We start from the raw sequence: 23,747 nt of genomic DNA, 5'->3' as shown, positions 1-23,747 counted from the left end.
CATGGCAGCAGCTACCGCGCACCGCATCCGCTTCTTGCGCGAGGGTGTGAATCCGTGCCGCCGGGTGGCGGATTCCGATACCGGCGAGTGGCGTGACGCGCGATGCCGAGCGGTCAGCGCGTCGCACCCAGCGCCACGCGCAGCCGCTCCATCAGTTGCGTGTAATACCGCAGCACGTCGTCCCTGGGCACGACATTGGCGGTCGCGAAACGATCGGACCACGCCGGCTTCCATTCATACGACCCGTGTACGCTGCGGTCGCCGTCGGGCGCCTGGATCAGCGAACGGATCCGCGCGTCGCGGCCCGGGCCCGTGTGCATGTCGAACAGTGCGTGAATGTACGTGTGATACGCGTCGTACACATCTTCGTCGAACAGGTAGCGGTAGATGTGGAACGTGCGGTCGAGTTCACGCTTCGCACGGATCACGTCGTCCGGCGAGATGTCTTTCCAGTAGCCGATCCACGTATAGAAGCACAGCAGCGCATTGAGCTGCGGCGCGACCGCGTCGTACAGCGCGAGCCGCTTCTCGATCAGCCGCTGGTTGGTCCACTGCACGAGTTCGAGCCGCTTCAGCCGACGCGCGACGAGCCAGCCGAGACACGCGACCGACAGCGGCGTCAGCACGCCGAGCACGAGCTTGACGATTTCCAGCGAATTCCACGGATTGTTGAATGGCTGCATGAATGGCCCGACAAGAAGAAACGCATCCGCACCGGCGCATGACCCGGCGCACAGCGCCGCCTGCCCGATCGCATCGACCTTGACCGTTAGTTGCTTGCGCATCGAACGTCGCACGGCAGCGCGAGCAATACGTTCGAAGCGGCGTGACTCGCCAGACTACCCGGCGATTGTCACCGAGACCTGACCGTTCGTCGAGTCATCGCCTCGCATCCGCTCGGCGCTAGGTCGGCAGTGCCGACGTGAGCTTGACCTTCTGCATCGGAATGTCGGTCTTCACGCTCAGCACGCCGGGAATGCGCGTGAGCGTTTCCATCTGGAAGCGCCGATAGTCGTCGATGTCGGCCGCGACGACGCGCAGCAGGAAATCGCAGTCGCCCGCCATCAGGTGGCATTCGACGACTTCCGGCATCTGCTGGACGGCATCGGCGAAACGGTTCACGGATTCCGCGTCCTGCCCCTTCAGCCACACGCGCGTGAAGATCGTCAGCCCCTTGCCGACCTTCGCGGGATTCAGCACGGCCACGTATTTCTCGATCACGCCCGCTTCCTCGAGAAGCCGCACTCGCCGCAGGCACGGCGACGGCGACAGCCCGACCTCGTGCGCGAGCTCCACGTTCTGCATGCGGCCGTCGCGCTGCAGCGCGCTCAGGATCCGCCGGTCGATGGCATCCAGTTTCATTTGGCATCCGATTCCAAAAAATTCTCAAATCGCGCGTTCAATGCCAAATTCTCCGAAAGTTATGGCCACAACGCAACCCGATTCGAGTCAAAAAAGCAGACAATCCCTCCCCCGAAGGAGGAGTAATGAGCAGTAGCGTTTCAACGTCGTCCGGGCTTCGCGACAAGCCCGCCTATGTCGCCGAGATGGGCCGCGGTTTGCGCGCGGCGCTGCCCGTCATGCTGGGTTTCGTGCCGTTCGCGCTGGTGCTGGGCGCGCAGGCCGCGCAGAAAGGGCTGAGCCTGTTTGAAGTGCCGATGATGACGGGCCTGAACTTCGGCGGCGGTTCCGAATTCGCGGCGATCCATCTGTGGACCTCGCCGCCGCACATCGCGCTGATCGTCGCGATGTCGTTCCTCGTGAATTCGCGCCACATCCTGATGGGCGCGGCGTTCGAGCCGTACATCCGGCGCCTGCCGCGCCGCCGCGCGTTCGTCGCGCTGTTCTTCATGTGCGACGAGAGCTGGGCGATGTCGCTCGCCGATGCGCGCTCGCGCTCGGCCACGCACATCAGCGTGCCCTATTACGCGGGCATCTGTATCGGGCTCTACCTGACGTGGATCTCGATGACCACGCTCGGCGCGGCGGTCGGACCGACGATCGGCAACGTCGAGCAATACGGCTTCGACATGGCGTTCACAGCCGTATTCCTGGTGCTGCTGCGCGGGATGTGGAAGGGAATGCGCGCGAGCCGCCCGTGGTTCGTGAGCCTCGTCGTCGCGGCGGCCACGCACCTGGCCGTGCCCGGCGCATGGTACGTCGCGGCCGGCGCGTGCGCGGGGCTCGTCGCCGCGCTGCTGTGGGAGCCGCGCGATGCCTGAGCTTCCGGATTTCAGCACCGTCGCGACGATCGTGCTGATGGCGTCGACGACCTACCTGTCGCGCATCCTCGGCTACGTGCTGCTGCGCAACCGCACGCTCGGCCCGCGGATGGCATCGGTGATGGAGAACGTGCCTGGCTGCGTGCTGATCTCGGTGATCGCGCCAGCCTTCGTGTCGACGCGGCCAGCCGACCTGCTTGCGCTCGCGATCACGCTGCTCGCGGCGACGCGCCTGTCGATCCTGCCGACCGTCATCGTCGGCGTCGCGTCGGCGGGGCTGCTGCGGAATCTGATCGGATAGGACCTGTTCCCGCTGACAGCGGGAACGGGCCCCAGGTTCCGACCCGCCGCGTACGCGGCACCTCCACCGACGAACGGGCGCGCGATGCGCCCGTTGTCACGTTCGCGCAGACCTGCACCGACGGCGCAACACGACGATTCTCGCGCCGGGATGCTAGCCTTGTGGCTTGCGCCACGCTGCCCTTCCCTCTCATCGCCCATCTCCGCGAGGATCGTCCCGATGCAAGAAACCCGCCCGCTTTTCGACCGCGTCCTGCTGACCAACGACGACGGATTCGATGCCCCCGGCCTTGAAGTGCTCGAACAGGTCGCCATGCAACTGGCGCGCGAAGTGTGGATCGTCGCACCGGCAGAAGACCAGAGCGGCACGTCGCATTCGCTGAGCCTGCACGAACCGCTGCGCGTGCATCGCAAGGGCGAACGCCGCTTCGCGGTGCGCGGCACGCCCGGCGATTGCGTCGCGATCGCGGTCAGCCACCTGATGAAGGACGCGCGGCCCGACGTCGTGCTGTCCGGCGTGAACCGCGGTGCGAATCTCGGCACCGAAACGGTGTTTTCCGGCACGGTCGGCGCCGCGATGACGAGCATGCTGGTCGGCGTGCCGGCCATCGCGCTGAGCCAGGCGTTCACCGATCGCAACGCGGTACCGTGGAACACCGCGCTCGCGCATGCGCCGGACGTCATTCGCCGGCTCGCCGCCGCCGGCTGGGACAGCGACGCGTGCCTCAACGTGAATTTCCCCGCCCGGCCCGCGCAGGACGTGCGCGGGCTGAAGGTGACGAACCAGGGCGCCGGCACGCTGCAGGGCGTCGAGATCGTGTCGGGCCGCGACCCGCGCGAGATCGACTATCACTGGCTGAAGCTCGCGCGCGCAGCGCGCGACGACGACGCGGATTCGGAAACGGTCGCGCTCGGCGAAGGGTATATCGCCGTCACGCCGCTGAAGTTCGAGCGCACGCACGACGGCGCGCTCGCGCGGCTGCGGTCGAATCTCGGCTGATCGGGTTGGCTGGGTTGGCTGGGTTAGCTGGGTTGGCGGCTTCGGCGGCTTCGACAGTTTCGGCGCTTGCGCACGACGCCTTCGCGAGGCTGCCCGGTTGCCCGGCCGCGTCGGCGCACAACCTCGGCGCATCACCGCCCGCACAGCGTCACGTCAGATTCAATCCCCCGTCGAGCATCACGATCTCGCCTGTCACGTAATCGGACGCGACGAGCATCGCGACCGTCTGCGCGATGTCGTCCGGCGTCGCCGCGCGGCGCATCGGCGCGCGTTCGCGCCAGAGCTGCTGCGCTTCGGTCCAGTCGGCGGTCAGCGGCGTATCGACCAGCCCCGGCGCGACCGCATTGACGCGAATCGCCGGCGCGAGCGTGCGCGCCAGCAGCCGCGTCGTGTGATTGAGCGCGGCCTTCGCCGCCGCATACGGAATCGACGCGCCCTTCGGCCGCACGCCCGCATGCGAGCTGACGTTCACGACGCAGCCGGCCCGCCCGCGCGACGCCGCTTCGAGCAGCGCGGGCTGCGCTTCGGCGACGAGCCGGAACGGCGCGATCACGTTGATCTCGTGTATCTCGCGCCACACGTCGGGCGTCGCCGCCGCGAGGTCCTCATGCGGAATCACGCGGCTGATCCCCGCATTGTTGACGAGCACGTCGAGCCGCCCGTGCACGGCGAGCGCGTCGCGGATCAGCCGCACGCGCTCGGCATCGTCGGCGAGATCGGCCTGCACGTAGGCCGCGCCGAGTTCGCGCGCCATCGCGCGTCCGGTGTCGGCCGAACTGCGGGAATGCAGGATCACCGCATAGCCGTCCGCCGTCAGGCGGCGCGCGATGGCCGCGCCGATCCCCGACGTCGAGCCGGTGACGAGCGCGACGGGCCGATGCAGGCGCGACGCGCGCGGCTCGGCGGCGGCTTCGGTTTCAGGTTCCGTTTCGGAAATCGGGGCATGCATCGGCGGGAGCGGCGCGTCCATATCGGGGAACCCTGTCGGTGGCGTTCCCGCATCATAAGCGCGTGAACGCGACCGGGAAATCGATCGTCGCTTCCTCGAACAGCGGCGTACCGGGGTAAAACACGCCGCCGACCGGGTTCAGCGAATAGATGCCGGGCACGGACAGCACGTACCATGCGGAAAGCTGGCCGCAATCGTCGTTGCCGGGAATCGGGAAGCCGGTCCGACACGACCGCTCTCGCGTCGATGCAGGCCAGCCGCACGACCCGTGATGCCAGCGCAAACGGGGGCAGCGACGATCGTCACAACCGCTTAACCCGGCGATTGCCGGGCGCGGTGACCTGCAGCCTGCATCAGGGCGTCGCGGATGGGCTCAGCGCTGCTTCGGCAGATCGACATAATCCTCGAGCTCGCCGGCCACGTACAGCCGCTTGCCGATGCGCGGGTATTCGCACACGTCGTGCTCGAGCCGCTGCCCGGCGACGATCAGTTCGAGCGGCACGTCGCCCGTGTTCTGCAGCGTGTGTGCTTCGCCGCCGCGCGCGAAGCCGAGGAAATCGCCGGGCCCAACGTCGTACGGGCGTTCGCCGATCGTGACCGTGCCCGTGCCGGACAGCACGTACACGCATTCTTCCTCGTACAGGTGACGGTGGTATTCGGCCGATTCGTGACCGGGCATCAGCGTGAGCAGATGGAAGCCGAACTGCGTGATACCGGTCAGGTCGCCGAGCGGTCTTTTGAGACGAACGGCATTGGAATTCAGCGAATGCACGGCGCGCGTCGGTTCCAGCTTCGCGATATCGGCGGCCTTCAGCAATTCCCGGGGAGAGGTGGTCGACATGGGGGCTCTCGTTAGCGTGACTGCATCGGTTGGACGCGCCGCCCGGGCCGGCGAACGGGCAATCGGCTGACGGGCGATGCGGCGCATGGACGCGCTCCGGCATTGTCCGACATTTCCGGACGCGTGGAGACACGGCATCGCATCGCGACGCCGGTTCGCCCCCGCTCCCGCCACGCCACCATTCAGCGCACGTGCGTGCCGCGCAGCTCAGTCAGCAGCGCCACGAGCCGATCGATATGCGCGTCTTCCGTGCGCCACGACGACACGCTGATCCGGAACGCCGGACGCCCCTGCCACACGGTCGCGCCGAACCACACATCGCCCGAATCCTGCGCGGCCTCGCGGATCGCGACGGTTTCCTCGTCCGTGCCGGCGCGCACCAGCACCTGATTCAGCACGACGCGGTTCAGCACGTCGTAGCCGGCCGCACGCAGGCCGTCCGCGACACGCGACGCCTGCGCGCAATGCCGCTCGACCATCGTCGCCAGCCCGGCGCGACCGAGCGAGCGCAGCGCGGCCCACACGGGAATACCGCGCGCACGCCGCGAGAACTCGAGGTTCAGGTTCTTCTGCGCGTCCTGCGCGCCGCTCAGGTAGACGGCATCGCTGTTCATCGCGGTCGAGAGCGCCGCCGCGTCGCGGCAGATCACCATCGCGCCGTCGTACGGCGTGTTGAGCCACTTGTGGCCGTCGGTCGTCCAGCTGTCCGCGCCGTCGACGCCGTCCGTCAGCGCGCGTTTGGACGATGCGCGCGCCCACAGCCCGAACGCGCCGTCAACGTGCACCCAAGCGCCGGCCGCCTTCGCAGGCGGAATCAGCGCGGCGAACGGATCGAATTCGCCGGTGTTCACTTCGCCGGCCTGCACGCAGAGGATCGTCATGTCGTCGAGCGGTGGCAACTGCGCCGGATCGATGCGGCCGTGCGCATCGACCGGCGCGACGACGATGCGCTTCATCCCGAAGCCGAGCACGCGCAGCGCCTTCTTCACCGTGATGTGCGCAAGCTCGGAGATCACGACCTTCACCTCGGGCGCACCGATCAGGCCGTTCTCGTCGACGTCCCAGCCCTTGCGCGCGAGCAGCGCGCGCCGCGCGGCCACCAGCGCGACGAGCGTGCAGGCCGTCGCGCTCGTGCCGAAACCGACCGCGCTGCCTTCGGGCAGCGCGAGCGCGTCGACGACCCAGCGCGCGGCCTGGCGCTCGAGCGTCGCGGCCACCGGCGAATTCGCGTAAGACGACGCACACTGGTCCCACGCGAGCATCAGCCGCTCGGCCGCCGCCGCGGCCGGCAGCGTCGCGCCGATCACGAAGCCGAAGTAGTTCGGGCCGTTCGACGCGACGGTCGCGGGCGAGCCCTGCTCGTCGAGCAGGCGCAGCACGTCGTCGGCCGCGCGGCCCGCATCGGGCAGCGGCTCGTCGAACGCGGCGAGGCCGGCCAGCGCGGCCGCGTCGGGAAACGCACGCCGTTCGTTCGTCGCTGCGAGATACGCGTGCGCGCGCCGGTCGGCGTCGGCCAGCAATGCAAGTTCGTCCATGTCGGTTGCCTCGGTGGGAATCGATCGAATCAGAGTTGCGAGAGATCGCGGCCGAGCTGCCGCAGCGCGCCGTCGATCCGCTTGTAGTACGTGAACTTGCCGACGCGGGTCGCCTGCACGAGCCCGGCATCCGCAAGGATGCGCATGTGGCGCGTGGTCGTGGCCGGCGCGATGCCGAGCTTCTCGGTGATGTATGTGCAGCACACGCCGAGCTCGTCGAAATCGCCGTGCGGCTGCGGCGGGAAATGCTTGCGCGGCTGCTTGAGCCAGCGCATCACGGCCAGGCGGCTTTCGTTGGCCAGTGCGCTGATGCGGGTAACGTCGTCCATGCGGCTGGAAGGCTTCGTTTAACGTTTCGTATATTAGCTAAATGACGAAACGTGGGCAATCTGTTCGAGGTCCGATTTCAGGCTGTCATGTCACGTTCGGGATCACGACATCGGCATTCGATGCGATCGCGGCAAGACAGTTGCCGCAACGTCCCGCAGGCCGCATGAGCAACGCGCCGTCACGCGCCCGCCAGCGCCTGCGCCAGCCGCTCGATCAGCGCGCGCACGCGCCGCGGCTGCACGGCGCTGCCCGGATAGACGATCTGCAAATCGACGTCACCCGGCGAGAAGTCATGCAGGACCTCGACGAGCGCGCCGGACGCCAGATCCCGTTCGACGTCGACCAGCGACTTCAGCGCGACGCCGTGCCCCGCGACACACCACGCACGGACGAGCGCGCCGTCATTGGCTACGCGCCGGCCACGCACCATCACGCGCTTCAGTTCGCCATCGATGCTGAACGGCCATTCGGCATACAGGTCGAGCCCGAAACGCATCACGATGCAGTCGTGCGCGGCGAGATCGTCCGGATGCCGTGGCGTGCCGTGCGCGGCGAGATACGCGGGCGACGCGCACACCACGCGCCGCGCCCGGCCGAGCGAACGGCTGCGCAGCGAACTGTCCGCGAGCGTGCCGCGGCGGATCGCGAAATCGAGCCCCTGTCCGACGAGATCGACGTAGCCGTCGCCGAGATGCAGGTCGACCGTGACGCCCGGATGCTCAGCCAGGAACGCATCGACGACGGGCACGACGCGCTCGCGCCCGAGATCGGCCGGTGCGCTCAGGCGCACGGGCCCGGACAGCGTCTGAGAGCCAACCCGCACGCGGCTTTCGAGTTCGTCGGCCTCGGCCAGCAGGCGCCGCGCGCCGGCGACGAGCGTGCGGCCCTCGTCGGTCAGGCTGATCGCGCGCGTCGTGCGCGTGAGCAGCGCCGCGCCGTAGTGGCGCTCGAGCGCGGCCAGCCGCTCGGACACGGTCGCCGGCGACAGGCCGACCTCGCGACCGGCCGCGGCCAGCCCGCCCTTTTCCACGATGCGCAGGAACAGCGCGAGATTGTCGAGCAGCATTCTTCGTCTTCTCCGAAGGATATTTTCGACATCCTCCGGATTATCAGGAAAAGACGCAAACGGTACATTGGCTGCCTGCGGATCGACACGCGGTCCCTCACCGGCCACACGACGAAAGGAAACGCACATGGAATACCGTACGCTCGGCCGCTCCGGCCTCAAGGTTCCCGTCCTGAGCTTCGGCGCCGGCACGTTCGGCGGCACCGGACCGTTGTTCGGCGCATGGGGCAACACGGGCGTCGACGAAGCGCGCCGCCTGGTCGACATCTGCCTGGAAGCCGGCGTCAACCTGTTCGACACCGCCGACGTGTATTCGGACGGTGAATCCGAACGCGTGCTCGGCGCGGCGCTCAAGGGCCGCCGCGACCGGGTGTTGATTTCGACGAAGACGGGCCTGCCGACCGGCGATGGCCCGAACGACGCGGGCACGTCGCGCGCGCGGCTCGTGCGCGCGGTCGACGACGCGCTGCGCCGCCTCGACACCGACTACATCGATCTGCTGCAACTGCATGCGTTCGACGCGGGCACGCCGGTCGAGGAAGTGATGTCGACGCTGGACGATCTCGTACGCGCGGGCAAGCTGCGCTACATCGGCGTATCGAATTTCGCGGGCTGGCAGATCATGAAATCGCTTGCGGCAGCCGAACGCCACGGGTGGTCGCGTTACGTCGCCAATCAGGTCTACTACTCGCTCGTCGGCCGCGACTACGAGTGGGACCTGATGCCGCTCGGCGCGGACCAGGGCCTTGGCGCGCTCGTGTGGAGCCCGCTCGGCTGGGGCCGGCTCACCGGCAAGATCCGCCGCAACGCACCGCTGCCCGAAGGCAGCCGCCTGCATGAAACGGCCAGCTACGGGCCGCCGGTCGACGACGAGCGCCTGTACGACGTGGTCGATGCGCTCGACGCGATCGCAGAGGAAACCGGCAAAACCGTGCCGCAGATCGCGCTGAACTGGCTGCTGCAACGGCCGACCGTGTCGTCGGTGATCATCGGCGCGCGCAACGAGGAACAACTGCGCCAGAACCTCGGCGCAGTCGGCTGGTCGCTGACCGATGCGCAGGTCGCGACGCTCGACGCGGCGAGCGCGGTGCAAGCGCCGTATCCGTACTTCCCGTATCGCCGGCAGCAGGCGTTCGCGCGGCTCAATCCGCCGACGCGCGGGTAAGCGGCGACGGCCGACCGACGTGGCCGCGCCTGCCATGCCGGCTCGCCCATGCCGGGCTGGAGAGTCCCAACAACGGTGTTCGAGGAAAAATCGCGATTGCAGTCGGGCCGTCAGCTCGGCTCGAAAGTGTCGCCGGTTCTCAATGAACGTGATCTTTTTCTCACATATCGACCGTAGCGCGCTGATCGAGGCCGTGTACGACGCCGCGCACCAGCATCGCGCCGAACGCGCGCACTGGCAGACGCACGAGACGAATCACACGGCGATGCGGCTCTACGACTCCGTCGCGGGAAAAACGGGGGCGTGGTCTACAGGAAGGAGCTGCCGCGCTGAGTGCAGCGGGGCGGGCGGCCGACTGGGCGGCCGCGATCAGTCCGCGAAATTCTCTCGAGGCGGATTAATGCGTGTAAACGGGTGTCAAAATGGCGACCGGTCTCGCCCAGCATGGCTGGCGTCGGCAGCCCCTGGTAGCCCGAGGGATACAAAGTCTTCCTTTTCATCGGTTCTTGTATCCCCACGGCTACAACTTCGACGTGTCAATTTGTATTCGCTTCCAGCCCGAACGAATCCACCAACACCGCCCTCCGCACAACGCTCCGGCCGCAATCCGATTTTCCTGTGCGTGCGGCATCAGTTGATCGTTCAATCCCACGGATTCACGATGGCGACACCGGTTGCGGCAAAGTCGGCCACATTGCGCGTCACGACAGTCATGCCGTGCACGAGCGCCGTAGCGGCAATGAGCGCCTCCCGCTCGGACCGTCGATCCGGTACATGGAGCCGCGCGCATCGTTGAGCGACTGCAGTATCAACCGGCAGCACGCGGCTCGCGAACTCGGGCAGGACATGTCCGTCGAGCCACGCCCTGAGGAGCGCTCCCTGGACCGGGTTTCTGCGTTCGATCTGCAAGACGCCGGTCTCAAGCTCCATGATCGTGATGGCAGAAACAAAAAGCGTCGGAGCGTCGACGGTCGAACTCCAGGCCGCCAGATTCCTGTCCGCCTTGCCCGTTCGCACCTTCCGCAGTTCCGAAATGACATTGGTATCGAGAACGAACATCATCAGAAGTCAACCTGCTTGATCGTGACGTCCGCGCGTGGAGGGTCAAACTCGATGTCCTCGACACCGGGCATCGCCAGCGCGTCGGCAATGTTGCGCCTCTGTTGCGTGAGACGCTGATATTCCTCGAAACTCAACAGCACATGAGCAGGCCTGCCGCGGTCCGTAATAAACACGGGGCCGTCCTTTGTCGCTTTCTTCGCTTTAGTCACGTCCTGGTTGAGTTCGCGACTCGAGAGCGTGGTGATGGTCATCGTGGGCTCCTCAAACACATCAATGTAGGTATGTCACTACAATAAATAAATGACGTGGTACCTGCGTGAACCCCCGACCGACCATCGATCCGCTCACCCCACCGGCCGCGCCCTGATCCACAGAAACAGCGGTACGTGCGCCCAATGCTTCGACTGGTCCGTATCGGCATGGTCCGGCAGCGGTTCGCATGACCGGGTTGCGCCCCATCCGGCGCTTTCCGTTTCCGGCGGCGAAGTTCTACAGTTACAGAAAACAACCTGCGCCGCCGCGCGTCATCCCCGTTCGACGATACGCACCCGATTCCGAGGAAAGCCCATGCCGAGTATCGTCGCCGCTCCCGCCAATCTCCCTCCGAGCCCCGTCGCGGCGGAAACGCGCATGGTTCACGACGTCGCCACGCTGAAGCCGTCCGACTACCGTTCGGCGGACGGTTCGTCGTGGGTCATCTCCACCATCACGCCGGCTGCGGACAGCGGTACGAACGTGACCGGCGCGACGTATTTCGACACCGCGAGAGGCCGGACCGTCCCGGTGCCCGACGCGCGCCGCCGTTATGCGAATCGCGGCACGTGGCAGGTCGTCGCGAGTTCGAGCCCGTCGGTGCCCGCGACCGGCCGCTACGACTGGCTGACGCTCGCGTGGCTGCCGATCAACCGGCGGCCGCTGCCGCAAACGCCCGAGCATCTGTATTCGCCGTTCATTCGGGGCGGCACGATCGTTTATCGATGGAATCCGGCGGCGGAAGGCGGCGAGCAGTTCGGTAACGTGCGGATGATCTTTCCGGAATGGACGCAGCAGGTGGCGGATGTGCTCAGGTCCGCGTCCGGGAACAGCGCCCGCTCGACCGGGCCGGCCGATACGTCGGCGCTCGATCGCATACAGCGCGACAGGAATCCGATGACCGCCGTGCTCGACTTCGGCGATGCGCTGCGCGAAGAGCCGGTGGAACGGATCGTCGCGCGGCTGCCCGCCTTGCTGCAGGTGAACGACCTGCATGAACTGTCGGCAATCGTGTTCCTGTGCCTGTCCGGGTCGCGCGCCGAAGACCGGCCGCGCTTCGTCGAAACGATCGACGCGGCGATCGCGGGCACCGACGACAGCGCACGCCTGCTCGCCATCGCATATGGCACGTTCGCGGCGGGACGATCCCGGCCTTATCCGTTCAACGACGCCGCGCAGACGGCACGCATCAACGACGTGTTCGGCGCGCTGAAGCGACGCACATCGGCGCTCGGCATGCCGGTTGCGGAAGGTTCGCCCTGGTACGAATTCTTCACGGCCTACAGGCTCGGCGGCGCGGCATCCGGCAACGGCCAGTGACCGCACGCAAATGATCGGCGGCGCGGTAGCGGACGCCTGTCTCCGGCGCCTGCATCACTGCTTCTCCTCGTTCGGATTCGCGGCTTCGATTACCGCATTCTGATCGGACATGCGCTCGTCCGTATCTTCGTTGTGTCGGCGGTCTGCGTCGTACGCAAGATGGCAAAAAAACGGCCGCCCTGAAGCAGCCGTAAAGGAGAGGTCTACCGTTGTTCAGACGGAGACACCGCCCGGCCACCACGCCGTTCGGTAGATCCATTGTTGACGAGCGCTCCGCATCCGGGAATCAGTCTGGTCTGATTTTCGGGTGCAAAAAAGCCCACCGGCAATTCAAACAGGTCCGATAGGATTGGCATCGGGCGGTCCGTAAACTCCGACCCGTGAACCTCTCGACCACCCCCTCGCCCATACGATGCGCGCCGCGATCCGTCGTCCCCACCTCCTCCGCGGCCTCGACATCGCGGTGCTCGCGCTGATCGTCGCGAGCGTCTTCGTCGTGATGATCGACAGCGTGCAGGAACTGCACGCGCAGTACGGGAAAGCGCTGTACGCGGCCGAGTGGGCGTTCACGCTGCTGTTCACCGCCGAATACGCGGTGCGGCTGTTCACCGCGCGCAAGCCCGCCGCCTATGCGCGCAGCTTCTTCGGCATCGTCGATCTCGTGTCGATCCTGCCGACCTGTCTCGCGTTTTTCTTCCCCGGCCTGCATGCGCTGATTGACGTGCGCCTGCTCAGGCTGCTGCGCGTATTCCGCATACGCGGGCTCGCGATCTATCTCGAGGAAGGCCAGATGCTGATCAGCGCGCTCGCACGTGCGCGCCGCAAGATCTTCGTGTTCATCGGCGGGATGTTCGTGATCGTCGTGATCCTCGGCACGGTGATTTTTCTCGTCGAAGGCCCCGAGAACGGCATCACGAGCATTCCGGTCGGCGTGTACTGGGCCGCCGTGACGATGAGCACGACCGGTTACGGCGACCTGACGCCGCATACGCCGCTCGGCCGGCTGATCACGTCGTGCGCGATCCTGCATCATCGCGTTCCCGACCGGTATCATGGGCGCGGAACTCGTCGCGTCCGCGCTCGAACGCGGACGGGCGCAGCAGGCATCGTCCGGCGACGCCGGTGCGGCAGTCTGTCCGCATTGCGGCGCATGCACATCGAAGCAACGCGACGATGCGATCGCCACGGCAACGCATCGCGTGCCTGACCGCCAATCATCAACGAATTCCTCATTCGATCAATGACAATGAACGCTTCCTCATGCTGAGCATCGGCCCCTTTTCCGTAAGGGTCGTGGCCGTAGCCATCGCCGCCCTGATCGCGTGGATCGTCGCGCGCTTCGCGCAGCGCAACCGGCCCGCCGGCCAGCACAAAACGTCCGCGAGCCTGCTGCTCGACGCGCTGCTGATCGGTCTGATCGCCGCGCGCGTCGGCTATATCGCGCGCTGGTGGCCCGACTACTTCGCCGCGCCGAAATCCCTCGTCGCGCTCGGCGACGGCGGCTTTACATGGTGGATCGGGCTGCCGGTCGCGCTCGCCTATATCGGCTGGCGGTCGCGCCGCCTGCCTGGGCTGGCGCGCCCCGCGCTCGCCGGCATCGCCGCCGGCATGCTGGCTTGGGGTGCGGCGCAGGGTGTGCTGGCGACGTTCGACCGCACGGCGGCGCCGCTATCCGCGCTGCGGGTGGAGACGCTCGATGCGACGCCCGTCGCACCGAGCAGCTACGCGGGCAAGCCGGTCGTCGTGAACCTGTGGGCGACCTGGTGCCCGCCGTGCCAGCGCGAAATGCCGATCCTCGCGCAGGCGCAGCGGGATTACCCGGGCATCAGTTTCCTGATGATCAATCAAGGCGAGGATGTGCAGACCGTGCGCGCGTTTCTTGAACGCGAAGGGCTGCGCTTCGACCACGTGCTGCTCGACCGCTCGCTCGGCGCGATGCGGACCTATGGTTCGCGCGGGCTGCCGACGACACTGTTCTTCGATGACAAAGGCAAACTCGTCGAGTCGCACATGGGCGAGATCACCGCCGCAAGGCTCAAGGACACGGTGAATACGCGCTTCGGTTTCTGAGGTGCGGAAACGGCGGCGCCGACGCATCGTCAGGCGTCGCTGCGACAGGCACGGCGAACACCTCGGGCCTGCGTCGTCCGGCGCAGGCCGACGAACGCGCTCGATAGCACGACGTCACCCGCGAAGCGCGAGGCCGGCTTCCGGCGCAGCGGCCGGATTGTTTCCCGCACGACCGGCCGTCGCCAGGGTGTTTCATGCGTCCGCAAACACTACCGCGCAGCAATCGAAATCCGGAGCCTTCCCGATCAACCCGCCGGACCGTTTCCCGCTCGACCGGCCATCTCCGGGGTATTTCATGCGTCTGCAAACGCTGACGGCGCAGCAATCGAAACCGGCCCCGCCCTCGCTCAACCCGCTGGTGCACCGATCGATCGCGCAAATTCGGCGATGCCGGTCAGCATGATCTGCACGCCGACACACAGCAGCAGGAACGCGGACACGCGCATCGCGACCTTCGTGCCTTCGCCGCCGAGATAGCGCGCGAGCGTGGTCGCGCGGCTATAGATCTGCCAGATCGCGAACGCGACGAGCGCGGCGACCGCCACCGAAATCACGCCAAACAGCAGGTAGTCCTTCGCGCCATGCGAGCGGTTCGCGTGCAGCGCGATGCCGGCCGCGATCGAACCGGGGCCGATCGTCAGCGGCACCGTCAGCGGAAAAAACGCGCGCGCCATCAGGTTCTGGAAATCGCTGCCGTGCGCCACCGATGCATCGGTCGACACGTCCGGCGCGTTGAGCATCGACCAGCCGGCCACGGCGACTGCAAAGCCGCCGCCGATCCGCAGCGCTTCCATCGAAATGCCGAAGAAGTTCAGCACCGGCGCGCCGACGAAGAAGATCACGAGCAGCGTGAAGAACACGTTTCTTCCGAGCTTCTTCGACAGCATCGCGCGTTCGGGCTCGGTCAGCAATTGCGTGCACTCGAGGAACACGAACGCCATCCCGAACGGATTGATGATGCCGACCAGGCCCATGAAGCCGAACAGGATTTCGGGAATCAGGCGGTCCAGCATCATTGCGCGCCTGCGCCTTCGGCAGCCGCCCTCTCCATGCCGTCCGACACGCCCGCCCCGATCGTCGCCGCCACCGGCGTCGCGGCAACCGCCGCCGGCATCGTCGCGATCGCCGCCTCGTAGACGGTATCCGGCGACGGTGCGTGCTGTTCGTCGACGACAACCCGGTGAACGGCGCGCTGGTGCACGACCAGTTCGACGTGCTCGGCTATCGCGCGGACGTGGCAGCAAACGTCGCGGACGCCTCGAACTGGTCGCTCGCCACGACTACGCGCTGGTTATGACCGATCTGAATATGCCCGGCCTCGACGGCTACACGTTCGCCCGCGTGCTGCGCGAACGCGGCTACGCGCTGCCGATTCTCGCGGTGACGGCCCATGCGGAGCCGGACGAACAGCGGCTGTCGCTGGAGGCCGGCATCGACGACATCATCACGAAGCCGACGTCGCTGAAGTCGCTCGAACAGGCGATCACGCGTTATACCGGGTCGCGCCGCAACGCGCGGCCGGCCGCGAGCGCGCTATCGCAGGCGGACCAACCGCTGCCGGCCGAACTGCACGCGGTGCTGGTCGACGCGATGCAGCGCGCGAACGCGCTCGCGCACCGCGACCTGAAGGTGGCGCGCACGGAAATCCACAGCATGCGCGGCGCGTTCGCGATGATCGGGGAAAGCGGGATATCGGATCTCTGCGCGACGCTCGAACGGCTCGCGCTCGCGGGCGACGCCGCCGCGTTCGCGAGGGAGTTCGAACGTTATCGCGAGCTCGCGGGCGATGCGCTTGCGCGACGCATGGCGGCGGAGACGGCGCACGACACCGATTCGATGCCGATGGTGGATACGCCGGAGCGTTGACAGTTGGAGACGAAGTGGCAGCGCCCGGCTAACGCAGCTGACGCGGCCGACACAAGCGCACGCGTCTTGTCCTGATGGCCGGCGTGGGCAGAACGCAATTAACCGATGCCCATTCCACCATCGATTCGTCTACAGTGGATGCACGTTTGCGCGAGTGGATGAAGCGGCCTTCCCGATCATTCGTGATGCGAAGGCATGCGGATTGAAGTCCCTGCGTAAACGAGCGCGGGCCGTGAGTGTAGGAGCACCCACGACCCGCTGACCACAGCCAACTCAACATAGGAGTCAACCATGGCTGACGCGAATCATAACGCACCGTCGGTTTTCCACGATCGTTTCGTCACGGCTCGATCGTCTTTGCGCCGCCGCCGCACCATTCCGCACCTCCGGTTCGCCGACCGGGCACCGCCTGTGCTGCATCTGTGGATGAAGCTGTCCGGCCGATGGATCGAGGCAGCGGGTTTCGAGCCCGGGCAGCGCTTGCGGATCGACGTGACGCACGGTCGGCTGGTGATCACGCCAATGGACGAAACAGACGGTGCCCCTGTCGGGCAGGACGCTTTCCCCGGTGCCGATCCCGCAACGGGACAGCAGCAGTTTCCGGTGATGACGGGAGACGCGCAATGATTCGCAACGACTCGAATCAAGACACTGACAACGTGCCGCTCGACCCCGATTTCGACGACGCTGGGGTACTGTCGGCCAAGTCCGCGCTCGCGCTGAAACTCAACGCACTGATCGCCTCGTATGGGCTGTGCGAGGCCGAGGCTGCGGCGCTCGCGGAGATGGCCCGGCCGGTGGTCACCCCGGAGCAGCGCGACAGGCTTCGGAACGTTTCGCTGGAGTTGCTGATGCAGACGCTGGTGTCGTTTGATCAGCATGTGGAAATCGTTGTGCGGCCTGCGCCGCGTGCGCATTCGGCAGGCGTTACCGTTGCGAAGTAAAGCGGGAATCGTCCGAGGCGGCGAACGACTCGGCGTCGATGCTGAGTCGTTCGGCTAAATCATCTTCAGCATGATGGCCGCAGATGCCGGGCACACACCTGCGAACTGACCGGACGATAGCAGCGGCCCAGGCACATCACTGAGCGTAATGCGCACAAAACCCTGCCGAGCAAAATAGCGCTCCGCCGTGGTCGTGCGCAACGCTACCGCTTCGACCGCGCGGCCGCGGCATTCCGCCAGCAAGCGCGAAACGATCGTCTTTCCCAGCCCGCCGCTGCGCGCTTGCGCAGCGACGGCAATCGAACGGATCAACGCGAAGTTGCCGTGATATTCGATGCCGCCGCATGCAATGACGCTCCGGGCATCGACGGCCACAATGAAATTCGGCAAGTGTTCCGCCACGCCGGCGACAGGCAGGTCAGAGGCGCGAAGCAGGGACTCTATCGAGACCCGATCGGATACCACGGCAGCGCGGAGTGACATTGCGTCGATCCTCGGAGGTTGGAGACCTTGCAGACGGTAGCGATGCGCGGGCAACTATAACCTCGATCGAAGTGCAAGCGGCTCTGCAAGCCACCGTCGATCATCAGGTCATCGCGCCACCTCACGTCAGATACTGCGCTGATTGACGCGCTTCGACAGTTCCTCCGCGCTTTCCTTCCGCTCGCTATACCGATCCACCAGATAAGGCCCGATATCCCGTGTCAGCAGCGTGAACTTGACCAGTTCCTCCAGCACATCCACCACGCGATCGAAATAAGCCGAAGGCTTCATCCGCCCTGCTTCGTCGAATTCCGCGAACGCCTTGGCCACCGACGACTGGTTCGGGATGGTCAGCATGCGCATCCAGCGTCCGAGCACGCGCATCTGGTTCACCGCATTGAACGATTGCGAGCCACCGCTGACCTGCATGACGGCGAGCGTCTTGCCCTGCGTCGGCCGCACGGCACCCATCGACAGCGGAATCCAGTCGATCTGCGCTTTCATGATGCCGGTCATCGCGCCGTGCCGTTCCGGCGAGCACCACACCATGCCTTCCGACCACTGCACCAGTTCGCGCAACTCGACGACCTTCGGATGACTCTCGGGCGCATCGTCCGGCAGCGGCAGGCCGCTCGGATTGAACACGCGCACTTCAGCGCCCATCGCCGTGAGCAGGCGCGCGGCTTCCTCGATCAGCAGGCGGCTGAATGAGCGCTCGCGCAGCGAGCCGTACAAAAGCAGGAACCGGGGCGGATGCGTCGACGGCACCGCCGGCCGCAACTGCCCGGCATCCGGCACGCGGAACGATTCGACGTCGAGTTGCGGCAGGTCATCCAGACGGTCAGACATGCATACCCTCCGCGTAATCGCGGTGAATCGTGACGTCGTTCATGCAGATGGATTCTCCCGTTTGCTCAAGCACGTTCGTACCAGCCCTTCGACCGGTTGACGATGCGCACCACCAGCAACATGACGGGCACTTCGATCAGCACGCCCACGACGGTGGCCAGCGCAGCGCCGGAATGAAAACCGAACAAACTGATCGCAGCCGCGACCGCCAGCTCGAAGAAATTGGACGCGCCGATCAGCGCCGACGGACACGCGATGTTGTGCTTCTCGCCCACGGCGCGATTGAGCCAGTAAGCGAGCGCCGAGTTGAAAAACACCTGGATCAGGATCGGCACCGCGAGCAGCGCGATCACCAGCGGCTGCTTCAGGATCGCTTCGCCCTGGAACGCGAACAGCAGCACGAGCGTGGCCAGCAATGCGGCGATCGACCACGGGCCGATCTTCGCCATCGCGGCGTCGAACGCCGCCTGCCCGTTCGCGAGCAGCCGCTTGCGCCAAAGCTGCGCGAGGATCACCGGGACCACGATGTAGAGCACGACCGACGTGAGCAGCGTCGCCCACGGCACGGATATCGCCGACATCCCCAGCAGCAGGCCGACCAGCGGTGCGAACGCGATCACCATGATGCTGTCGTTCAGCGCGACCTGCGACAGCGTGAACAGCGGATCGCCGCCCGTCAGCCGGCTCCAAACGAAGACCATCGCCGTGCACGGTGCAGCGGCTAAGAGAATCAGGCCGGCGATGTAGCTGTCGAGCTGATCGGCCGGCAGCATCGGTGCGAACAAATGCCGGATGAACAGCCAGCCGAGGAACGCCATCGAGAACGGCTTGACGAGCCAGTTCACGACGAGCGTGACGCCGATGCCCTTCACGTGCTGACGCACTTCATGCAGCGCGCCGAAGTCGACCTTGACGAGCATCGGGATGATCATCACCCAGATCAGCAATCCGACCGGCAGATTGACCTGCGCGTATTCCATCCGGCCGATCTGCTGGAACAGGCCGGGCAGCACCTGGCCGAGCGCGATGCCGGCGACGATGCACAGCGCCACCCAGACGGTCAGATAGCGTTCGAAGAAGTTGATGGAAGGCTTGGCGACAGCCTGATCCGGCGGGGCGACCTTGGACGTGTTCATTGGACGGGTATCGGTCTCGAAGTCGCTGGCGGCCGGTGAATTCGGCCGGCCGCCATGCGAACGGTCAGCTCCCGGAAATCTCGGTCAGTGCCGCCTGGAGTTCGGCGTTGCTCATGCGATCGAGCGGCAGCGCCAGCAACTGCAGCATCCGATAGCCGATAGCCTGGCGCGTGAGTTCGAACGCGAGCCGCTTGCCCTCGTCGCCGCCCACCGCGTTCGACGGGTCGGCATAACCCCAATGCAGTTTGACGGGGCTGCCGGGCCAGTACGGGCACGTCTCCGCGGCCGCGCTGTCGCATACCGTGATGACGACGCGCATTTCGGGCGCGCCGTCGCCCGTGAATTCGTCCCAGCTCTTGCTGCGGTAACCGCCGACGTCGACACCGGCGTTCGTCAGCGCTTCCAGCGCGAACGGATTGAGCCGGCCGCTCGGCGCACTGCCGGCGCTGTACGCGCGCACGTCCTTGCCGAGCTTCGCGGCCCAATGATTGAGCATGCCTTCCGCGAGCACGCTGCGCGCGGAGTTGTGGGTGCAGAGGATCAGGACGTTCGTGGTCATGAGCGAGGTGCGCGAAGGCGCTTCAGCAAGGTTGCGGGCCGGACGTCGAACACGCGGACACCGGCGAGCACGGATTGCCGCCGCAGCAGTTCTCCGTGAGATAGGCCAGCAAGCCGTTCATCGTCGCGAAGTTCGCGCTATAGATGACGAAGCGGCCGTCCTGCTGGCTCGTGACGAGCTGCGCATGGGCCAGCTCCTTCAGATGAAAGGACAGCGATGAAGGCGGTACATTCAGCAGCGTGGCGATCTGCCCGGCCGGCAGGCCCTTCGGCCCCGCCTGCACCAGCGTGCGGAAGACGGCGAGCCGGGATTCGTGCGCGAGTGCCGACAGCGCGGCGATGGTCTGGTTTGTTTCCATTATTCGATAATAATCGAAATATCGAATTCCGAGAAGCCACCTCGAGATGAAGCGGCGGCCAACGAACGGGGACAAACAAAACGACTGCGCCAGCGGGCGAACCCTTCGCCCGACGACAGCCCGGCCTTCAACTACGCGCGCGCCTCACGATGCACGTCCCGATACGCTCCCCGGGCCGTCAGCATCGGGTTCGACGCACGGCTCACGGTTGCGAGAACACCATCACGCGCCCCGACACGCGCTGCAGCTTGAGCCAGCCCATATCGGCCGTGAAGCGCAGTTGCTGCAGCGGGAAGTCGAACGACGCTTTCTCGGCCGCGCTCACGACCGCATTGGCGATCCAGCGGATCAGCGCCTTCCCTTCCTCGGTCGTCACGCTGCCGTTCTGGATGCCGCCGTAGAAGTAGCGATTCCCGGCGTTGACCTCGTTCTGCAACTGCATCCAGTGACCCGGCAAGCCCGGCAGGGTCCGGAACAGGTCGGCCACCCGCTTGGTCGTCAGGCCGCGCGCCCACAGCGCACCGTTCACGTCCGGCCGAACCAGGTTGTGGCGATCCGCTTCCCGGGCCTGCCCCTTGATGTCGCCCCGCAGGGCATCGAGCTTCGACATGACGCATTCCTCATGGTGATGGGCGCGAGAAAATGGCCCCGCGCGCGCCGCTAGCACGATACGCCCGTTGCGTGGAGTCATCTCCTGTCAGGTTTGTCAGGCCCGTGCACGGTCACGCCTTTTTCCCTTTCAGCACGAACGCCGCCGCCGTACACCCGATCATCGCGATCCCGGCGATCAGGAACGTATCGCTGTACGCCATCAGCAACGCCTCGCGCATCACGCGCTGGTTGATAAGCCCGAGCGCGAGCTCGTGCACGCCGGAGGCCGACCCGCCCGGCAGCGAGTCCGCGCGCGGCGCGTGCACGCGTGCGAGCAGCCGCGCGAGCATCGCCATGCGCTCCTGGAACGCTTCGGAGAACGGCGTGACCGCCTCGCCGATCCGCATCGCGTGCAGTTTCTGCCGCTCGACGACGATCTGGCTCATCACCGCGATGCCGATTGCGCCGCCCACGTTGCGGACCATATTGAACACGCCCGACGCGGAGCCGAGCTGCGCCTTCTCGATGCCGTCGACGGCCATCACTGCCAGCGCGATCACGACGAACGACTGCCCGATCCCGCGCACGATCAGCGACGGCACGATCACGTTCGATGCAGCGTCGGCGTCGAGGTGAATGTTCATCAGACACCCGGCCGTGACCAGCATGAAGCCGAGCACGATCGTCGTGCGCGGGCTCGTGCGGCGCATCAGCGCCGGCGTGAGGAACGACATCGCGAACTGCACGAGCCCGTACGGGATCATCGCGAGGCCGATATCGCGCGCGCTGTAGCCGTGCAGTTCCGCGAAGTAGTTCGGCACGAGAAACACCACGCCGAACACGACCGCGCCGAACAGGAACTGCATCAGGCTCGCGATTCCGAAGTTGTAGCGACCGAGCAGGCGCAGGTTGATGAACGGCTCCCTGCGCCGCAGCTCGATCGCGACGAATGCGGCGAGACCGACCGCCGCGACGATCGACAGTCCGACGATCAGGTTCGACGCGAACCAGTCCTTGCGCCCGCCCTCCTCCAGCACGATCTGCAGCGCGCTCAACCCGATCGCCATCGTCGCGATCCCGAACCAGTCGGCCCGCCTCAGCATCCCGAGCTGCACGGGCACGGGCCGGATCGCCCAGCCGATCGCCGCGACCAGCGCAATCGCGGGCGGAATCTGCAGGTAGAAGATCCAGCGCCACGAATACATGTCGGTCAGCCAGCCGCCGACCGACGGCCCCGCCGCCTGGGCAACGTTGTTCGCGATCGCGAACAGCGCCATCCCGAGCGGGTGTTTCGACGGCGGCAATTCGGTGATGATCAGCTGGAACGACAGCGGGATCAGCACGCCGCCGAACGCGCCCTGCAGCGCACGCGCGACGATCATCGTCGAGATGGTCGGCGCGACCGAGCATGCGAGCGAAAACGCGAGAAACCCGGTCGCGCCGACCAACAGCACGCGTCGCGCGGAAAATACCTGCACGAGCCAGCCGGTGAGCGGAATCACGACGATCTCGGCGACCAGGTACGCGGTGGTGATCCACGAGCCTTCCTCGAAGCTCGCGCCGAGCGAGCCGCGGATGTCGGGCAGCGACGCGTTGGTCACGTGCACGTTCATGCCGGCCATGAAGCAGCCGAACACGCCGCCGAGCACCGCGACCCACGCGCGCAGCGAAACGGAATCGTCTTGCGCGGCCTGCGCGGTCGCGGCGGTCACGAGCCGGCCCCCTGCGTGCCGCGCGTGTCCACGCGCGCGATCACCGACATCCCGGGGCGCAGCACGACGCCGGCCGGCGGCGTATCGACGCGGATCTTCACGGGGATGCGCTGCACGATCTTCGTGAAGTTGCCGGTCGCGTTGTCGGGCGGCAGCAGCGCGAACTGGGCGCCGGAGCCCGGCGCGAGGCCGATCACGCGGCCGTGCAGCGTGTGGCCCGAATACGTGTCGACGTCGATCTCGACGGGCTGGCCGTCATGCATCGCGCCGAGCTGCGTTTCCTTGAAATTCGCCACGACGTACACGTCGCTCAGCGGCACTACCGCGAGCAGCGGCATCCCGACCTCGACATACTGGCCCGCGCGCACCGCGCGCTGGCCGACGCAGCCGTCGCGCGTCGCTCGGATCACGGTGTGGTCGAGATCGAGCTGCGCGAGCGCCAGCCGGGCCTGGGCGGCCGCGAGCCGGGCGCGCGCCTGCGCGATCGCTGCCGTGCTCTGCTCGCGGCGGCGCTGCAGCACGGTCTGCTGGTCGGTCTGCACCCGCACGGCGGCGCCCGCGCGGGCCAGCTCGGCGCGCGCCTTCAGCGCATCCGCGTGCGCCTGCTCCCAGCGCTGTCCGCTCGCGGCGGATTCGGCAAGCAGTTGCTTGTAGCGCGTCGCATCGGCGTCGCGGCGCGTGGCCTCGGCGCGCGCGGCGGCCGCGTCGGCATCGGCCTGCGCGATCTGGCTGCGCTGCTGGCCGACCTGCGCATCGAGCGTCGCGGCCGCGGCCTGCTCGGCCTGCAGCGTCGCGTCGGCCGCCGCGACGGCGGCCTGCGCATCGTCGACTTTCGCGCGATAGTCGCGATCGTCGAGCCGCACGAGCACGTCGCCGCGCCTCACCGGCTGGTTGTCGTCGACAGCGACCTGCGCGACATAACCCGACACGCGCGAACTGACCGTGACGACGTCGGCGCGGACATACGCATCGTCGGTGCCCTGGATGAAGCGGCCGACGGTCCACCAGTGCCAGCCGAACACGGCGAGCGCGATGACGGCGAGCGCGACGCCCGCGGCGATCAGTTGACGCCGGGAGAACCGGGCGGATTTGGCTTTTTCGGGTACGGCAGTCGTGCTCATGATCGGAATGATGAGT

At 66.6% G+C, this 23,747-nt stretch carries 28 protein-coding genes and 4 pseudogenes; 12 read left to right on the top strand and 20 right to left on the bottom strand.

The window, feature by feature from the left end; translation table 11 throughout:
- Positions 1 to 113 precede the first annotated feature (113 nt).
- On the bottom strand, positions 114 to 683 hold the full coding sequence (locus tag DM992_RS27355) for a hypothetical protein (RefSeq protein WP_111020417.1): 570 nt from the start codon (positions 681 to 683) through the stop codon (positions 114 to 116).
- Positions 684 to 903: 220 nt separating this feature from the next.
- The gene (locus DM992_RS27350) at positions 904 to 1,362 is read right to left on the bottom strand and encodes an Lrp/AsnC family transcriptional regulator (RefSeq protein ID WP_006749370.1); all 459 of its coding nucleotides are present in this window, start codon (positions 1,360 to 1,362) and stop codon (positions 904 to 906) included.
- Positions 1,363 to 1,487: 125 nt separating this feature from the next.
- Here DM992_RS27350 and DM992_RS27345 point away from each other — a divergent pair, with 125 nt between their 5' ends.
- The 3 genes from DM992_RS27345 (at position 1,488) to surE (ending at position 3,522) form a co-directional block, all read left to right on the top strand.
- Positions 1,488 to 2,222, top strand: coding sequence for an AzlC family ABC transporter permease (locus DM992_RS27345; protein ID WP_027789977.1), 735 nt, complete (start codon positions 1,488 to 1,490; stop codon positions 2,220 to 2,222).
- Positions 2,215 to 2,523, top strand: coding sequence for an AzlD family protein (locus DM992_RS27340; protein WP_111019426.1), 309 nt, complete (start codon positions 2,215 to 2,217; stop codon positions 2,521 to 2,523). Before DM992_RS27345 ends, DM992_RS27340 begins: the two co-directional genes overlap by 8 nt.
- A 219-nt stretch (positions 2,524 to 2,742) precedes the next feature.
- Positions 2,743 to 3,522: a 5'/3'-nucleotidase SurE gene (gene surE / locus DM992_RS27335; RefSeq protein ID WP_111019425.1), complete on the top strand. Its 780-nt coding sequence runs from the start codon at positions 2,743 to 2,745 to the stop codon at positions 3,520 to 3,522.
- Positions 3,523 to 3,670: 148 nt separating this feature from the next.
- On the opposite strand, the gene DM992_RS27330 is transcribed toward surE, so the two are convergent.
- The 6 genes and pseudogenes from DM992_RS27330 to DM992_RS27305 form a co-directional block, all read right to left on the bottom strand.
- Positions 3,671 to 4,492 (bottom strand): SDR family oxidoreductase, encoded by an 822-nt coding sequence (locus tag DM992_RS27330; protein WP_111019424.1) that lies wholly within the window; start codon positions 4,490 to 4,492, stop codon positions 3,671 to 3,673.
- A 46-nt stretch (positions 4,493 to 4,538) separates the two neighbouring features.
- Positions 4,539 to 4,682 (bottom strand): annotated as a pseudogene (locus DM992_RS27325) (glycoside hydrolase domain-containing protein); the annotation flags it as partial.
- Positions 4,683 to 4,844: 162 nt separating this feature from the next.
- On the bottom strand, positions 4,845 to 5,312 hold the full coding sequence (locus tag DM992_RS27320; protein WP_111019423.1) for a cupin domain-containing protein: 468 nt from the start codon (positions 5,310 to 5,312) through the stop codon (positions 4,845 to 4,847).
- A 182-nt stretch (positions 5,313 to 5,494) separates the two neighbouring features.
- A complete protein-coding gene (locus DM992_RS27315) occupies positions 5,495 to 6,847 on the bottom strand; it encodes an aminotransferase class V-fold PLP-dependent enzyme (RefSeq protein WP_111019422.1) in 1,353 nt (450 codons plus the stop codon).
- 29 nt (positions 6,848 to 6,876) lie between these two features.
- Entirely contained in the window at positions 6,877 to 7,176 is a 300-nt protein-coding gene (locus DM992_RS27310) for a metalloregulator ArsR/SmtB family transcription factor (protein WP_111019421.1), read from the bottom strand.
- A gap of 179 nt (positions 7,177 to 7,355) precedes the next feature.
- Positions 7,356 to 8,243, bottom strand: coding sequence for a LysR family transcriptional regulator (locus tag DM992_RS27305; protein ID WP_111019420.1), 888 nt, complete (start codon positions 8,241 to 8,243; stop codon positions 7,356 to 7,358).
- Positions 8,244 to 8,370: 127 nt separating this feature from the next.
- On the opposite strand from DM992_RS27305, the gene DM992_RS27300 reads away from it, so the two are divergent.
- Positions 8,371 to 9,408, top strand: a complete 1,038-nt coding sequence (locus tag DM992_RS27300; RefSeq protein ID WP_111019419.1) for an aldo/keto reductase — start codon at positions 8,371 to 8,373, stop codon at positions 9,406 to 9,408.
- Positions 9,409 to 9,586: 178 nt separating this feature from the next.
- Positions 9,587 to 9,741, top strand: a pseudogene (locus tag DM992_RS42925) (GNAT family N-acetyltransferase); the annotation flags it as partial.
- Positions 9,742 to 10,050: 309 nt separating this feature from the next.
- Here DM992_RS42925 and DM992_RS27285 read toward each other — a convergent pair.
- The 3 genes and pseudogenes from DM992_RS27285 to DM992_RS42920 form a co-directional block, all read right to left on the bottom strand.
- Entirely contained in the window at positions 10,051 to 10,470 is a 420-nt protein-coding gene (locus DM992_RS27285; RefSeq protein ID WP_204356129.1) for a type II toxin-antitoxin system VapC family toxin, read from the bottom strand.
- Entirely contained in the window at positions 10,470 to 10,721 is a 252-nt protein-coding gene (locus tag DM992_RS27280) for a type II toxin-antitoxin system Phd/YefM family antitoxin (RefSeq protein WP_111020415.1), read from the bottom strand. Before DM992_RS27280 ends, DM992_RS27285 begins: the two co-directional genes overlap by 1 nt.
- A gap of 93 nt (positions 10,722 to 10,814) precedes the next feature.
- A pseudogene (locus DM992_RS42920) lies at positions 10,815 to 10,907 on the bottom strand (class I SAM-dependent methyltransferase); the annotation flags it as partial.
- A 130-nt stretch (positions 10,908 to 11,037) separates the two neighbouring features.
- On the opposite strand from DM992_RS42920, the gene DM992_RS27270 reads away from it, so the two are divergent.
- From DM992_RS27270 to DM992_RS27260, 3 genes and pseudogenes are all read left to right on the top strand, one after another.
- Positions 11,038 to 12,042, top strand: coding sequence for a hypothetical protein (locus tag DM992_RS27270; protein WP_111019418.1), 1,005 nt, complete (start codon positions 11,038 to 11,040; stop codon positions 12,040 to 12,042).
- Between the two features lie 412 nt (positions 12,043 to 12,454).
- Positions 12,455 to 13,139: pseudogene (locus DM992_RS27265) on the top strand (ion transporter); the annotation flags it as partial.
- Between the two features lie 163 nt (positions 13,140 to 13,302).
- Positions 13,303 to 14,112, top strand: a complete 810-nt coding sequence (locus DM992_RS27260) for a TlpA disulfide reductase family protein (protein WP_111019417.1) — start codon at positions 13,303 to 13,305, stop codon at positions 14,110 to 14,112.
- Positions 14,113 to 14,459: 347 nt separating this feature from the next.
- Here DM992_RS27260 and DM992_RS27255 read toward each other — a convergent pair whose 3' ends face one another.
- Positions 14,460 to 15,128 (bottom strand): NAAT family transporter, encoded by a 669-nt coding sequence (locus tag DM992_RS27255; RefSeq protein ID WP_111019416.1) that lies wholly within the window; start codon positions 15,126 to 15,128, stop codon positions 14,460 to 14,462.
- 140 nt (positions 15,129 to 15,268) lie between these two features.
- Here DM992_RS27255 and DM992_RS42915 point away from each other — a divergent pair, with 140 nt between their 5' ends.
- From DM992_RS42915 to DM992_RS27240, 4 genes are all read left to right on the top strand, one after another.
- Positions 15,269 to 15,409, top strand: a complete 141-nt coding sequence (locus tag DM992_RS42915) for a hypothetical protein (RefSeq protein WP_239511360.1) — start codon at positions 15,269 to 15,271, stop codon at positions 15,407 to 15,409.
- A complete protein-coding gene (locus DM992_RS27250) occupies positions 15,406 to 15,978 on the top strand; it encodes a response regulator (protein WP_239511359.1) in 573 nt (190 codons plus the stop codon). Before DM992_RS42915 ends, DM992_RS27250 begins: the two co-directional genes overlap by 4 nt.
- Before the next feature lie 291 nt (positions 15,979 to 16,269).
- Entirely contained in the window at positions 16,270 to 16,605 is a 336-nt protein-coding gene (locus DM992_RS27245) for a SymE family type I addiction module toxin (protein WP_111019415.1), read from the top strand.
- Positions 16,602 to 16,922: an XRE family transcriptional regulator gene (locus DM992_RS27240; protein WP_111019414.1), complete on the top strand. Its 321-nt coding sequence runs from the start codon at positions 16,602 to 16,604 to the stop codon at positions 16,920 to 16,922. The genes DM992_RS27245 and DM992_RS27240 overlap by 4 nt, the downstream gene beginning before the upstream one ends.
- A 54-nt stretch (positions 16,923 to 16,976) precedes the next feature.
- Here DM992_RS27240 and arsN2 read toward each other — a convergent pair whose 3' ends face one another.
- From arsN2 to DM992_RS27200, 8 genes are all read right to left on the bottom strand, one after another.
- Positions 16,977 to 17,405 (bottom strand): arsenic resistance N-acetyltransferase ArsN2, encoded by a 429-nt coding sequence (gene arsN2, locus DM992_RS27235; RefSeq protein ID WP_111019413.1) that lies wholly within the window; start codon positions 17,403 to 17,405, stop codon positions 16,977 to 16,979.
- A gap of 126 nt (positions 17,406 to 17,531) precedes the next feature.
- Positions 17,532 to 18,254, bottom strand: a complete 723-nt coding sequence (gene arsH / locus DM992_RS27230; protein WP_111019412.1) for an arsenical resistance protein ArsH — start codon at positions 18,252 to 18,254, stop codon at positions 17,532 to 17,534.
- 65 nt (positions 18,255 to 18,319) lie between these two features.
- Positions 18,320 to 19,390, bottom strand: coding sequence for an ACR3 family arsenite efflux transporter (arsB, locus tag DM992_RS27225; RefSeq protein WP_111019411.1), 1,071 nt, complete (start codon positions 19,388 to 19,390; stop codon positions 18,320 to 18,322).
- 64 nt (positions 19,391 to 19,454) lie between these two features.
- The gene (locus DM992_RS27220; protein WP_111019410.1) at positions 19,455 to 19,949 is read right to left on the bottom strand and encodes an arsenate reductase ArsC; all 495 of its coding nucleotides are present in this window, start codon (positions 19,947 to 19,949) and stop codon (positions 19,455 to 19,457) included.
- Between the two features lie 22 nt (positions 19,950 to 19,971).
- A complete protein-coding gene (locus DM992_RS27215; RefSeq protein WP_111019409.1) occupies positions 19,972 to 20,307 on the bottom strand; it encodes a metalloregulator ArsR/SmtB family transcription factor in 336 nt (111 codons plus the stop codon).
- A gap of 202 nt (positions 20,308 to 20,509) precedes the next feature.
- Positions 20,510 to 20,917, bottom strand: a complete 408-nt coding sequence (locus tag DM992_RS27210) for a peptide ABC transporter ATPase (protein WP_111019408.1) — start codon at positions 20,915 to 20,917, stop codon at positions 20,510 to 20,512.
- A 112-nt stretch (positions 20,918 to 21,029) separates the two neighbouring features.
- Entirely contained in the window at positions 21,030 to 22,610 is a 1,581-nt protein-coding gene (locus tag DM992_RS27205) for a DHA2 family efflux MFS transporter permease subunit (protein ID WP_111019407.1), read from the bottom strand.
- Positions 22,607 to 23,731: an HlyD family secretion protein gene (locus DM992_RS27200; protein ID WP_111019406.1), complete on the bottom strand. Its 1,125-nt coding sequence runs from the start codon at positions 23,729 to 23,731 to the stop codon at positions 22,607 to 22,609. The genes DM992_RS27205 and DM992_RS27200 overlap by 4 nt, the downstream gene beginning before the upstream one ends.
- Positions 23,732 to 23,747 lie beyond the last annotated feature (16 nt).

Source organism: Burkholderia sp. JP2-270 (genome assembly GCF_003233675.1).
In the GTDB taxonomy this organism is placed as follows: domain Bacteria; phylum Pseudomonadota; class Gammaproteobacteria; order Burkholderiales; family Burkholderiaceae; genus Burkholderia; species Burkholderia pyrrocinia_C.
Note: the sequence above shows the minus strand (reverse complement) of the source record. Positions and strands in the feature narration are given on the sequence as shown.

Coding starts and splice junctions, on each gene's coding strand:
- arsB (WP_111019411.1), bottom strand. CDS start 19,390: ATGAACACGTCCAAGGTCGCCCCGCCGGATCAGGCTGTCGCCAAGCCT.
- DM992_RS27320 (WP_111019423.1), bottom strand. CDS start 5,312: ATGTCGACCACCTCTCCCCGGGAATTGCTGAAGGCCGCCGATATCGCG.
- DM992_RS27345 (WP_027789977.1), top strand. CDS start 1,488: ATGAGCAGTAGCGTTTCAACGTCGTCCGGGCTTCGCGACAAGCCCGCC.
- DM992_RS27200 (WP_111019406.1), bottom strand. CDS start 23,731: ATGAGCACGACTGCCGTACCCGAAAAAGCCAAATCCGCCCGGTTCTCC.
- DM992_RS27270 (WP_111019418.1), top strand. CDS start 11,038: ATGCCGAGTATCGTCGCCGCTCCCGCCAATCTCCCTCCGAGCCCCGTC.
- DM992_RS27250 (WP_239511359.1), top strand. CDS start 15,406: ATGACCGATCTGAATATGCCCGGCCTCGACGGCTACACGTTCGCCCGC.
- DM992_RS27245 (WP_111019415.1), top strand. CDS start 16,270: ATGGCTGACGCGAATCATAACGCACCGTCGGTTTTCCACGATCGTTTC.
- DM992_RS27280 (WP_111020415.1), bottom strand. CDS start 10,721: ATGACCATCACCACGCTCTCGAGTCGCGAACTCAACCAGGACGTGACT.
- DM992_RS27305 (WP_111019420.1), bottom strand. CDS start 8,243: ATGCTGCTCGACAATCTCGCGCTGTTCCTGCGCATCGTGGAAAAGGGC.
- DM992_RS27255 (WP_111019416.1), bottom strand. CDS start 15,128: ATGATGCTGGACCGCCTGATTCCCGAAATCCTGTTCGGCTTCATGGGC.
- DM992_RS27215 (WP_111019409.1), bottom strand. CDS start 20,307: ATGGAAACAAACCAGACCATCGCCGCGCTGTCGGCACTCGCGCACGAA.
- surE (WP_111019425.1), top strand. CDS start 2,743: ATGCAAGAAACCCGCCCGCTTTTCGACCGCGTCCTGCTGACCAACGAC.
- DM992_RS27340 (WP_111019426.1), top strand. CDS start 2,215: ATGCCTGAGCTTCCGGATTTCAGCACCGTCGCGACGATCGTGCTGATG.
- arsN2 (WP_111019413.1), bottom strand. CDS start 17,405: ATGTCACTCCGCGCTGCCGTGGTATCCGATCGGGTCTCGATAGAGTCC.
- DM992_RS27350 (WP_006749370.1), bottom strand. CDS start 1,362: ATGAAACTGGATGCCATCGACCGGCGGATCCTGAGCGCGCTGCAGCGC.
- DM992_RS27315 (WP_111019422.1), bottom strand. CDS start 6,847: ATGGACGAACTTGCATTGCTGGCCGACGCCGACCGGCGCGCGCACGCG.
- DM992_RS27210 (WP_111019408.1), bottom strand. CDS start 20,917: ATGTCGAAGCTCGATGCCCTGCGGGGCGACATCAAGGGGCAGGCCCGG.
- DM992_RS27310 (WP_111019421.1), bottom strand. CDS start 7,176: ATGGACGACGTTACCCGCATCAGCGCACTGGCCAACGAAAGCCGCCTG.
- DM992_RS27285 (WP_204356129.1), bottom strand. CDS start 10,470: ATGATGTTCGTTCTCGATACCAATGTCATTTCGGAACTGCGGAAGGTG.
- DM992_RS27260 (WP_111019417.1), top strand. CDS start 13,303: ATGCTGAGCATCGGCCCCTTTTCCGTAAGGGTCGTGGCCGTAGCCATC.
- DM992_RS27300 (WP_111019419.1), top strand. CDS start 8,371: ATGGAATACCGTACGCTCGGCCGCTCCGGCCTCAAGGTTCCCGTCCTG.
- arsH (WP_111019412.1), bottom strand. CDS start 18,254: ATGTCTGACCGTCTGGATGACCTGCCGCAACTCGACGTCGAATCGTTC.
- DM992_RS27240 (WP_111019414.1), top strand. CDS start 16,602: ATGATTCGCAACGACTCGAATCAAGACACTGACAACGTGCCGCTCGAC.
- DM992_RS27220 (WP_111019410.1), bottom strand. CDS start 19,949: ATGACCACGAACGTCCTGATCCTCTGCACCCACAACTCCGCGCGCAGC.
- DM992_RS27355 (WP_111020417.1), bottom strand. CDS start 683: ATGCAGCCATTCAACAATCCGTGGAATTCGCTGGAAATCGTCAAGCTC.
- DM992_RS27330 (WP_111019424.1), bottom strand. CDS start 4,492: ATGGACGCGCCGCTCCCGCCGATGCATGCCCCGATTTCCGAAACGGAA.